Genomic DNA, 11,355 nt, shown 5'->3' with positions numbered 1-11,355 from the left:
GAACGCTCCCGCAAACTGCCTCTTGACAACTTATAGGAGCGTCGGTTTTATTTTTCGTTTTCCCGGCATGGTTGAGGGTATCCAATTAAACGTAGTAGATAGGCCCGTTTTGTGGCATACGACCCATTCAGGCCCAATCTCGAAGGCTAAAGAGAGCCTCTCATCCACGCCCGCGAACGAAAACCAAATAGAATGAAAGGCAAATGGAAAAGCCCGTTTAGCGAGCGGAGGACATATGCGCGACGTAGCCGAAAGCGACTGGAAGCTGTTTAAGAAAATGCTTCCCCAATGGCAAGAACGTTATATGGAAAAGCTCATTGGCCAGTACGTTGAGATGCTGAACGGCGACAGCGAAGCGTCCAGTAGATTTTGGGCACTAGAAGAGCGCCTCAATAGAGATAAGCTGTCCTCAGGCGTAATTGCAAACGACATTCGCCGCAGCACAATGCACCGCGAGATAGCCAATTTGCTTATCGACAGCGTGATCACTCTTGACGACCTTGACGGTTTTACCGAGGACATTAAGAGCTATGCGCAACACTGGATTGGCCAGTAAGAGCACCGAACGACAAACATCCCCAGCAAAACGGGACGAACGCCGGGCCACCTAATGGTTGTCCGGCGTTTGCCCAGATAAAACCTGTCAAAATAAACCTGTCCCTTTTTGGCAGGTTACTCGGCACTCTTGAGGGCGCCGACCATGTCGATCTTGTTGAGGGTACGATTGGTGGCGAGGTTGACGATAAACGTAAAGCCAAAGGAAAGCACCACGGCAAGCACGTAGCTTAGCGGCTCGACCTCGACGTCAAAGTACAGCGACGGCATCTGCAAAATGTAGGTAAAGCTCTCGGCCAGCAAGCCACCCAGCGGCACGCCCAGCGCAGCGCCGATCGCCGTGAGGATCAACGTCTCCTTGTTGACGTAATGGTGCACCTCGCCACGGCGGAAGCCCAGCACCTTGATGGTCGCCAGCTCGCGTTCGCGCTCGGAAATATTCGTGTTGGACAGCGTAAACACCACCACAAACGACAGGCATGCCGCCATAAAGGTCACGAGCACCACGACGGAATTGATAATAGTGAAGTTCGCCTCAAAGTTCTCCCAATGCTCGGCCGTGCTCGAAATCGAAAGCCAGCCGTCACTCTTAAGCTTCTTGCTAAACGCAATCTGGTCGGCCGACGAACCCTTGAGCAGCGCAAAGATGCCATTGAGGCGAACGCTGCGCCCAAACGCGCGCTCATAGGTGCTCTGCGTCATGTAAAGCGTGTTGCCCAGATAGTTAAGCGAAATGTCGCTGACCTTGACCTTGGCGACGTTGAGTGACGAATCCTGGACGTGCGCCGTATCGCCCGGTTGAATCCCCAGCACCAGCTGTGAACTCTTACTCAGATACACGTCTCCGTCACGCAAAGACAGTGGCTCTTTGGACTCATCCTCAAGGCGAACATAGTCGTCCAGATCGTTCGTGCGGTCATCGGGCACCACGATCAGCTGCACGGTCTCGCTCTTTCCGCCGAATGTAAAGGTGACGTTGTCGGTCATGATCGGCAGCGTCGAAGTTACGGTCACACCGGAATCCTTGACCGCGCTTCGCTCGTCGAGCGCCGCGCACGTCTGCGAAAAATCGTCGGGATTGGCAACCGCCAGCAGGTCGTAGCGTGTGATGTGGCCGTACTGCTTGGGCGAAAGCGCGACCGACGTATCACGAATGCCCATGCCGCAGATCACGAGCGCCGTGCAGCCGGCGATGCCGAAGATGGTCATAAAGGCGCGCTTTTTGTAGCGGAACAGGTTACGCGCTGCCACCTTGTTCAAAAAGCCCATGCGGCGCCAGATAAATCCGATACGCTCGAGCAGAATGCGTGAGCCGGCACGCGGCGCCTTGGGGCGCATGAGCGAGGCAGGGGTCTCGGCCATCTCGTGGCGGCAGGCGATAATCGTGGCGCCCACCACGCCCACGGCAAACAGCGCCACCGAAACGATCGAGGACACGATGTCGTACGAAAGTAGCATCTGGGGCAGCGAGTACATGTCGTCGAACACCGTAAACAGGAACAGCGGCAGGCCCACAAATCCGATGATGTTGCCGAGCACGCCGCCGATCAGACAAGCCCACAGCGCATAGTCCACGTATTTGGACAGGATGCGTCCGCGCGAATAACCGAGTGCCTTATACAGGCCGATGAGCGTGCGCTCCTCCTCGACCATACGCGTGGCGGTGGTAAGGCTGATGAGCACGGCGACGATAAAGAAGATGAACGGGAACACCGTGGCGATGGCCTCAATTGACGAGCTATCGCTCTCCACGCTCGAGTAGCTTGCGATATTGCCGCGGTCCTGGATGTACCAGGTGCATTCACCAAGGTCAGAGAGCTCGGCGCGGGCATCGGCAAACTGCTGGTCGGCGGCGGCACGGCGCTGGTCCAGGTCGGCTTGCGCCTGCGCACACTCGTCGCTGCCCTCGGCCATGCGATTGATGTTGTCCTGCTCAATCCCAAAGAGCATATTCGCCTGGCGCTCGGCCGCATCCAAGCTTGCCGGCGTGTCGACCGTCAGTTCCTGAGCGCGCGCCTTCTCACGCTCCTCGCGGATCTTCTCGATATTGCCCTTGACCTCATTGATCTTTGCCGCGTAGGAATCCGAATAGGAGTTGAGGCTCTTGGCTCCCTCGACGATCACGTGGACCGCGGAGTAGGAAGAAGATGTCGCGGCATCCTCGCTCACATAGAACTTATAGTCCGCCGCCGAAGCAGCGCGAAAGGCGTTGACTGTCGAGTCAGAACTTACATCAGTGGGGTCGAGGACCTCGGCCGTAATGGTGTAATCGCCCGCGGCAAACTGGTCCTTGGCGCTTTGATTGGACGAGCTCGCGTCATTGGCGGCAAAACTCACCGTATCGCCGAGCTTTTTGCCCGAAGCCTTCAGGAACTTCGAAGTCACCGCGACCTCATCGGCGCTCTCGGGCAAATCGCCGTTCACGAGCACCGGCTGATCGATGTTCTCCTTGGAGAGACTTTGCACGACCACGCGCTCGCGCGTTGTGCTCACGGCGGTGTAGGCGGTCTCGGTGTAGATGCCCTCGGCCGTTTCGACGCCATCGACCTCTTGGATGGCGTCGAGATCATCGTCAGTCAGGCCATAAGTCGACTGGACGTTGATATCGTAGACATTCTGCTGGTCAAAGTAGGCGTCGACCGAATCGCACAGATCCTCGCAGCCCGCCTTAAGACCGCACATCACACTCACGCCGAGCGCGGTGATGACCACGATAGATAGGAAGCGCTTAAGACTGCCTCGGATTGTGCGATAGATGCCACGGCGAAACACCGTCGGCACCATGTCGTTTGAGCTTTGGGCGGTGCGGTAGGTCGTAAACTCCTGGTCGCGACTCACGTGCTGCGCATCGTGGTTCTGGCTGTTTTGGCGGTCCTGGTCCATGGGCGCTACCACTCGATCGTCTCGATAGGCACGGGATTTTGCTGAACCGTCTCGCTCTCCACGCGGCCGCTCTTAAAGCGGATCAGGCGATCGGCCATGGGCGCCAGCGCGGAGTTGTGGGTGATGATGATGACCGTAATGCCCTGCTTGCGGCAAGTGTCCTGCAGCAGCTGCAAGATCTGCTTGCCGGTTTTATAGTCAAGTGCGCCCGTGGGCTCGTCGCACAAAAGCAGCTTGGGGTTCTTTGCCAGTGCGCGGGCAATGGACACGCGCTGCTGCTCGCCGCCCGAAAGCTGCGCGGGGAAGTTGGCGAGGCGCTCACCCAAGCCAACCTGGCAAAGCGTTTGCTCGGCATCGAGCGAATCAGGGCAGATTTGCGCCGCAAGCTCAACATTTTCGAGCGCCGTCAGGTTGGGGACCAGATTGTAGAACTGAAAGACAAAGCCGACGTCGGCGCGGCGGTATTCCACGAGCTGCGCCTCGTTAGCGGAGCTCACATCGCGCCCGTCCACCGTCACGGTGCCGGAAGTCGCCGTATCCATGCCGCCCAGAATGTTGAGCGCCGTGGTCTTGCCGGCACCCGAAGCACCCAAAATGATGGCGAGCTCGCCGCGCTCGACCGTAAAGCTCGCGCCGTCGAGTGCGTGAATGCGGGCGTCGCCCTCGCCGTATGCCTTGATGACGTCTTTGAATTCGATATAAGCCATCGATCGGTTCCCATCTGGTCGGATAACTCTTTAGTATTACCCATTTCGCACCGACTAAAAAGGGACGGGTTTATTTTGGCAGGTTCTATATGGGGAAACGGCGGCTATAGATGAGGCGCCGGGGAGGCAGAGAAATCATCGATGGGGTCAGGCCGACCGCCAAACACAACGCACGCATCTCAATCTGTCAGCCAAATCATTCGAACAGCTGTTCGTTTCTATGATATGATTCAGCTATCTAAGCAGGCCAATACGCAGAAAGGCGGCCAACATGGCGTTCGACTTTAAGAAGGAATGCAAGGAGCTCTACAGACCTGCGAGCAAGCCGAGTATCGTAACTGTCCCGCCTATGAGCTACGTTGCCGTTCGCGGAAAGGGCGACCCAAATACCGAAGGTGGCGAGTATCAAAATGCCCTGCCGCTGCTTTACGGCATCGCCTATACCGTCAAGATGTCAAAGAAAGGCTCAAGGAGTATCGAGGGCTATTTCGACTTTGTGGTACCGCCGCTCGAGGGCTTCTGGTGGCAAGACTCCCCGAGCGGCGACATCGATTATGTACGCAAGGACGATTTCAACTTTATCTCGTGCATCCGCCTGCCCGATTTCGTCACTCAGGATGACTTTGACTGGGCGGTCGCGGAAGCCACGGCCAAAAAGAAACTGGACTTTTCTGCCGTCGAGCTGCTTAAAGTTGACGAGGGTCTCTGCGTTCAATGCATGCATACCGGACCCTACGACAGCGAGCCGGCAACCGTAGACGCCATGCATGAATATGCGACCGAGCAGGGCTATGTCCCCGACTTCTCAGACACCCGTTTACATCACGAAATCTATCTTTCCGATCCACGCAAGTGTGCGCCGGAGAAACTTAAGACTGTGGTTCGTCATCCTATCAAGCGCGCTGAATAGCGTGGAGCGTCATTTCACGCGCTGGGTTTTAAGCCAGCCAACCAGCCGCCTCCTAGGCCGTCCGGTAATTATCTTGACGCGGCCCGCGTCGCATCTTATAAGTTTGTTTTGCTAAAGTTGGAAAGCCTCTCAACGATGCGCAACTCCAGCTCTTTTTCTATCAAGAGGCTTAATGAAATACCAGAAGTCGCGGATATCCATCAACGAACAAATAGCACTATTGACAGAAAACAAGGGTCTTAAGTGCTCTGATCAAAGCGAACTCGAGCGAGCTTTGGTCGAAGCCAACCACTACAGACTGTCGGCCTACTGGTTTCCCTACAAAACCAAATGCAAGTCCGGGATTACCATCTTTCGCGAAGGCACAACATTCGAAACCATCATCTACACGTATGAATTTGACCGAGCCCTCCGGCAGTTAATGTTTGATGCGGTCGGCAGTGCGGTCGGCAGAATTGAGATCTACCTCAGAAGCAGAATTGCCTATCTTGCCTCTGAGGAACGCGGGCCTTTCTGTTACCCAGATGTCGCCATAACGAGGCTCAACTCGGCATGCCCGTCGAGCCCTGCGCCGCACTGGGCTACGCAGCCGTCTTTGGCAGCGCCACCAATACGCTGCTCGCACCCATCCTTATTGGCTGCGAAGTCTTCGGCTTTGGTAACTTGCCGATGTTCATTATTGTCTGCGTTGTGGCTTACCTGTTCAACATGGATAAGTCCATCTACGCCCTGCAGGAGCGGGCGTAGATCGATGTCCAGGCAGGTGGTCTCAGCCGGAAACGGTGTCCCACTCTGAGGCTGTATTCCGGGACACGGTTTCCGCTTGGAACGCCATTCGGAAAGCGCATCCCGCTTTAAAACGGAATTCCGGGACGTAGTTTCCGTCTGAGCCTCCATTCGGAAAGCATGTCCCGTTCTTTCACGGCATCTTGGCTATGCAAAGTGCTCGAACGTTATTCCTCGTACGCGCCCTCGAGCCGAAGCAGCCACTCCTTGCGGTCAAGCCCGCCGGCATATCCGTTAAGCGAGCCGTCGGCGGCAACCACGCGATGGCACGGCACAATGATCGAAATAGGATTCCGCGCGACCGCGGCCCCCACGGCACGGGGAGACACAACAGGTGCTTCGTTTCCCGGTACACGATGTCGAGCCGCAACACGCTGGGCGATCTCACCATACGTAGCGACCTCGCCACGCGGGATAGAAAGCAGCTCAAACCAAACCTCGCGCTGAAACGCCGTACCAATCATATGCAACGGCGGCGTAAACCGAGGCTCCTGCCCCGCAAAATAAGCATTCAACCAAGCCCAAGAACGCTCAAGTACCGAAGAAGCCACACCGTTTGTCGGATTCACCGAAGACATGCCGCCAGCACCAGAAACCGCATCGGCGCCTTCAACATGTTCGGGATCTTCTTTGAGAAGCGTGGAGCCAAAGTGCTCCTGCCCCTCAAACCAAAGCCCCGTCAAACCGCGGCCATCAGCGGCAAGCAGGATTTCGCCCAAAGGCGAAGCAAACGTCGTCGTGACCACCAGCGGCTCCTTTCAAAACTCCGCAAACATAATACCGCGAATTGTGCAGACAACCTCAATCGACCCCAAAGTTGCCCAAGGCAGCAGGCGCAACGCGCCGCAGCTGCGATCCGCGCTCCACAGTCCCCCAAGGAGGCAGGCGTGAAGCGCCGAGGCCGCCGCCGGGACCAGGGCCCGCAACAACCACGCGCCCCCACATCAGCCCAGCGGCCCCAACCAACAACGGCCCCATCGCAGACTGCTCGCAGCCGAGTCACCGCAGGCGGGGGCCGGGCTTAGCTCTCAGAACACTCCGCAAACCAGTGTGGCGCCTTGTCCGCGGCTCCGAAGGAGCAGGACAAGGCGCCACACATGGTCGAGGACGTTCTGAAAACTAAGCCCGGCCCCCGCCGGACAGGTCAACTTACTCGCAGAGCAGCTTAGCGATCTGGACGGCGTTGGTTGCCGCGCCCTTACGGATTTGGTCGCCGCAGCACCAGAAAGTGATGCCGCGCGCAGCCTCGGGGTTCGAGATGTCGCGGCGCACGCGACCGACCCAGATCAGGTCCTGGTCGGAGGTGTCCATCGGCATGGGGAAGCGATCGTGTGCATCCTCGGCGCTCATGTCGTCAACCAGCTTCACACCCAGAGCGGCAGACAGCGCGGCACGAGCCTCTTCCACCGTGATGTCGCGCTCAAACTCGAGCGTAATGCTCTCGGAGTGCGAGCGCAGCACGGGCACACGCACGCAGGTGCAGTTCACGCGCAGCTCGGGCAGGTGCATAATCTTGCGACCCTCGTTTTGCAGCTTCATTTCCTCGGAAGTAAAGCCCTCCTCCTTGACGCCGCCAATCTGCGGGATCAGGTTGCTCGCCAGCTGAGCGGCAAAGGCGCGCGGCTCGGGAATCTCCTCGCCACGGCCCAGGGCAGCCAGCTGAGCCTCGAGCTCGGCCATACCGGGGGCACCGGCGCCCGAAGCTGCCTGATACGTGGACACGATCATACGCTTCACGCCGGCGAGCTGGTGCAGCGGCCACGTGGGAACCAGGCCGATGATGGTCGCGCAGTTGGGATTGGCGATAAGGCCGTGATGCCACTTGATATCGTCGGCATTGATCTCGGGCACGACCAGCGGCACCTCGGGGTCCATGCGGAAGGCATGGCTGTTGTCGACTACGACGGCGCCGCGCTTGACGGCCTCGGGCAGCAGTTCCTTCGCGATATCGTCGCCGGCGGCACCAAGCACAATGTCACAGCCCTCAAAGGCCTCGGGGCAAGCCTCTTCGATCACGATCTGCTCGCCGCGGAACTCGACGGTCTTGCCCGCAGAGCGTGCGCTCGCCAGCAGCTTGAGCTTACCGACCGGAAACTCCTGCTCGTTGAGGCACTCGAGCATCTGGGTGCCCACGGCTCCCGTCGCGCCCAAAATAGCAACCGTGTACTGTTTCATGCTTCCCCCTTTAAAGGTTGTGGCTTTTGCCCGCACGCCGAGCAGGCCGATTATTGTTGCCAGTGTATACAAGAACGGGGCGGACACGAAACCCGCCCCGTCGAAACGAAACCGAAACGAAACGCCCCGCCGTAGATTTATGAGACATGTCCCAAAAAATCAACGGGATGGCAGCTACTTTTTGAGCGCGGCCAGGGCGGAATCGACCGGTGCGGGAGCCTCCAGATCGGAGACCTTCACAATGCCGTTTTCGTCGGAGAAGGCACGGTAAATGGTCTGAATCGCCAGGTCGAAGTCTTTCTCCTCGACACCGATAATGATATTGATCTCGTCGCAGCTCTGCGAAATCATACGCACGCTCACGCCGGCCTGGCCAAGCATGCCAAACAGGTGGCCCGAGATACCTGCGCGGCCGCGCAGGTTACGGCCAACGGTAGCGATGAGCGCCAAGCCCTCGACAACCTCGATCTCGAGCGGCTCGACCTCCTGCTGAATGTCGCCCACGAGTGAGTACAGCGAGTCGTGCACATCCTGCTCCTGCACCACGGCGCCAAAGCGGTCGACACCGGTGGGCATGTGCTCGACGGAGACGTCATAGCGTTCGAACACCGAAAGCGCACGGCGCATAAAGCCAACACGGGGCTTGGTGCGGTCGCGGGCGACGTTGATGGCGACAAAGCCGCGCTTGCCGGTCACGCCGGTAATGATGGGCTCCGCCTCGCCCTCATCAGCCGTCTCGCTAATGATGGTGCCGGGGTCCTGCGGCGCATTGGTGTTCTTGATGACCAGCGGAATACCCGCCTCACGCACAGGGAACACGGCCTCCTCGTGCAGGACGCTTGCGCCCATGTACGAAAGCTCGCGCAGCTCCTCGTAGGTAACGCGCGCAATGGGCTGAGCCTCGGGCACAATGCGAGGATCGGCAGAATAGAAGCCCGAAACGTCGGTCCAGTTCTCGTACAGGTCGGCGCCTAGGCACTTGGCCAGGATCGAGCCGGAAATGTCGCCGCCGCCACGGTCGAGCAGCTTGATCTGGCCCTCGCGCGTCGCGCCGTAGAAGCCAGGCATAACGAAGCCGCCCTGCTGACCGTACTCTTGCACCAGCTCGGAGGTGCGGTTCATGCTGAGCGTACCGTCGTGATGGAACGCCACAACCGTCGCGGCGTCCAGGAACGGTAGGCCCAGGTACTCAGCCATAAGGCGAGCGGTGAAGTACTCGCCGCGGCTCACGAGCTCCTCGGTGGAGTAACCGCCCGAGCGGGCGCGCTCGGCAAAAGCTGCGAACTCCTCACGGATGGGATAGGTGAGCTCCAGCTCGTCGGCAATATCAAAGTAGCGCTGGCCGATGTCCTCGAGCAGCTCCTCGCACGACACGTGGTACTTAACGTGCGCGTTAACCAGGTAGAGCAGGTCGGTCACCTTGGTGTCGCCCTTAAAGCGGCGACCGCAGGCGGAAACCACCACAAAACGGCGAGCCGGGTCGGCATCGACGATGGCCTTGATCTTCTTAAAGTGTTCGGCGTCGGCGACCGACGAGCCGCCAAACTTGGCAATCTTAATCATGGGCTGGAGGTTACCTTTCTAAAAAGCCTCTGCGAACCTATTTTGCGCGCTCTGATACCATGGTTTCACCGATTGGGACCAAGGCATCCGAGGAGCAGTGTTATATGGGAACTTATCATAGTACACGAGGACGCACTTTATCGTGCTCAAGTAAGGTGGCAATCCGCACCGGCATCGCTCCCGACGGGGGTCTGTTTGTCTCGGACGAGCTCGGCACCCAGCAGGTCGATATCAGCTCGCTTGCAGATAAATCGTACTTTGAAATCGCTCAAGATGTGTTGGGAATGTTACTGAATGATTACACGACCGAAGAAATTTCGGCGTGTGTCGACGAGGCATACCGCGGCACGTTCGCGAGTGAAGAGGTTACGCCGCTCGTCAAACTCGACGCTGCGCCGGGCGCTGACGCCCCTCAGACCTATGTGATGGAGCTCTTTGGCGGCCCCACGAGCGCCTTTAAGGACGTCGCCCTGCAGATGCTCCCCCGCTTGATGGCCCGCACTTCCGCCAAGGACGGCGGCGCCGAGCGCATCATGATCGTCACCGCCACGTCGGGCGACACCGGCAAGGCCGCACTTGCCGGTTTTGCCGACGCCCCGGGCACGGGCATCACCGTCTTTTATCCCGAGGGCAAGGTCAGCCGCGTGCAGAATCTGCAGATGTCCACGCAGGAGGGCGGCAACGTCGCCGTCTGCGGCATCCGCGGCAACTTCGACGACGCCCAGAGCGCCGTCAAGCGCATCTTTGCCGATAAGGAGCTGGCCGAGCGCCTTGAAGCCGCCGGCACGGTGCTTTCGAGCGCCAACTCCATCAACGTCGGGCGCCTGGTGCCGCAGGTCGTCTACTACTTTGCCGCCTATGCGCAGCTGCTGCGCGCCGGTGCCATCGAGGCCGGCAATGCTGTGGAGTTCTGCGTGCCGACCGGCAACTTTGGCGATATCCTGGCCGGCTACTACGCCAAGCGCATGGGTCTGCCCGTTGCCAAGCTCATCGTCGCGAGCGACAAGAACAACGTTCTGGCTGACTTCCTGACCACCGGCGTCTACGACCGCAACCGTCCGTTCTTCACGACCATCTCGCCGTCGATGGACATCCTCATCAGCTCCAACCTGGAGCGCATGCTGTACTTCCTGTCCGATGGCGACTGCGAGCTCGTTGCCGGCCTTATGGAGCAGCTGGCACAGACTGGTCGCTATGAGGTTCCCGCCGACCTGCTGGCAAAGATTCAGAGCGTGTTTGGCTGCGGCTGGGCCAGCGAGGACGAGGTCCGCGCCGCCATCAAGAGCTGCTGGGACGCCAACGGCTACGTGATCGACCCGCACACCGCCTGCGGCTATCACGTCTTTGAGCAGGTCGCCCCCGCCGAGGGCGCTAAGGCTCGCGTGCTGCTTTCGACCGCCAGCCCCTACAAGTTCCCGCGCGCCTGCTGCGACGCCCTGGGCCTCGATGTTCCCGAGGATGATTTTGAGGCTATGCGTGTGCTCGAGCAGGCAACCAACACGGTTGCCCCGGTCCAGCTAGCCGAGCTCGAGTCCAAGCCCGTCCGCTTCGAAGACGTCTGCGACGTCGATGAGATGGCCAGCTACGTAGAGCAGGCTGCAAAAAAGATAGCAACCAACTAAACCCCTTATAAGGCGCCGGCGAAAGCCGGCGCACCTTCTTTTATCAGATACCTACCGGGATGATGACGAACGTGCATAGCGTGCCTGGCTGTTTAGTTCGTCGCGAGTTCCGCACGCAAAGGAAAGCACTTAATGTGCTTTCCGTCTTGCGCAG

General features: G+C 58.9%; 9 protein-coding genes and 1 pseudogene. 5 read left to right on the top strand and 5 right to left on the bottom strand.

The window, feature by feature from the left end:
* The first annotated feature begins 235 nt into the window (after positions 1-235).
* Positions 236-556: a multidrug transporter gene (locus tag I2D41_RS02990; RefSeq protein ID WP_148331956.1), complete on the top strand. Its 321-nt coding sequence runs from the start codon at positions 236-238 to the stop codon at positions 554-556.
* Between the two features lie 116 nt (positions 557-672).
* Here the strand turns inward: I2D41_RS02990 and I2D41_RS02985 are convergent, their stop codons facing one another.
* Both I2D41_RS02985 and I2D41_RS02980 read right to left on the bottom strand, forming a co-directional pair.
* Complete coding sequence (locus tag I2D41_RS02985) at positions 673-3,438, bottom strand: FtsX-like permease family protein (protein WP_229042071.1); 2,766 nt, start codon at positions 3,436-3,438, stop codon at positions 673-675.
* 5 nt (positions 3,439-3,443) lie between these two features.
* Complete coding sequence (locus tag I2D41_RS02980; protein ID WP_117743716.1) at positions 3,444-4,145, bottom strand: ABC transporter ATP-binding protein; 702 nt, start codon at positions 4,143-4,145, stop codon at positions 3,444-3,446.
* Positions 4,146-4,416: 271 nt separating this feature from the next.
* On the opposite strand from I2D41_RS02980, the gene I2D41_RS02975 reads away from it, so the two are divergent.
* From I2D41_RS02975 to I2D41_RS02965, 3 genes and pseudogenes are all read left to right on the top strand, one after another.
* Entirely contained in the window at positions 4,417-5,055 is a 639-nt protein-coding gene (locus tag I2D41_RS02975; RefSeq protein ID WP_195361856.1) for a GyrI-like domain-containing protein, read from the top strand.
* Positions 5,056-5,227: 172 nt separating this feature from the next.
* A pseudogene (locus I2D41_RS10210) lies at positions 5,228-5,572 on the top strand (Abi family protein); the annotation flags it as partial.
* Between the two features lie 35 nt (positions 5,573-5,607).
* Entirely contained in the window at positions 5,608-5,802 is a 195-nt protein-coding gene (locus I2D41_RS02965) for a chloride channel protein (protein WP_195363493.1), read from the top strand.
* Between the two features lie 206 nt (positions 5,803-6,008).
* Here I2D41_RS02965 and I2D41_RS02960 read toward each other — a convergent pair whose 3' ends face one another.
* From I2D41_RS02960 to I2D41_RS02950, 3 genes are all read right to left on the bottom strand, one after another.
* Positions 6,009-6,587, bottom strand: a complete 579-nt coding sequence (locus tag I2D41_RS02960; protein WP_271741632.1) for a methylated-DNA--[protein]-cysteine S-methyltransferase — start codon at positions 6,585-6,587, stop codon at positions 6,009-6,011.
* 403 nt (positions 6,588-6,990) lie between these two features.
* Complete coding sequence (locus tag I2D41_RS02955) at positions 6,991-8,016, bottom strand: aspartate-semialdehyde dehydrogenase (RefSeq protein ID WP_195363492.1); 1,026 nt, start codon at positions 8,014-8,016, stop codon at positions 6,991-6,993.
* Between the two features lie 174 nt (positions 8,017-8,190).
* On the bottom strand, positions 8,191-9,579 hold the full coding sequence (locus I2D41_RS02950; protein WP_195363491.1) for an aspartate kinase: 1,389 nt from the start codon (positions 9,577-9,579) through the stop codon (positions 8,191-8,193).
* Positions 9,580-9,683: 104 nt separating this feature from the next.
* On the opposite strand from I2D41_RS02950, the gene thrC reads away from it, so the two are divergent.
* Complete coding sequence (gene thrC / locus I2D41_RS02945; protein WP_195363490.1) at positions 9,684-11,201, top strand: threonine synthase; 1,518 nt, start codon at positions 9,684-9,686, stop codon at positions 11,199-11,201.
* Positions 11,202-11,355: the final 154 nt, after the last annotated feature.

The sequence above is a fragment of the Collinsella aerofaciens genome (assembly GCF_015552075.1).
Classification (GTDB): domain Bacteria; phylum Actinomycetota; class Coriobacteriia; order Coriobacteriales; family Coriobacteriaceae; genus Collinsella; species Collinsella aerofaciens_Y.
The sequence above is the reverse complement of the archived record's forward strand: the minus strand, read 5'-3'. Positions and strand labels throughout refer to the sequence as shown.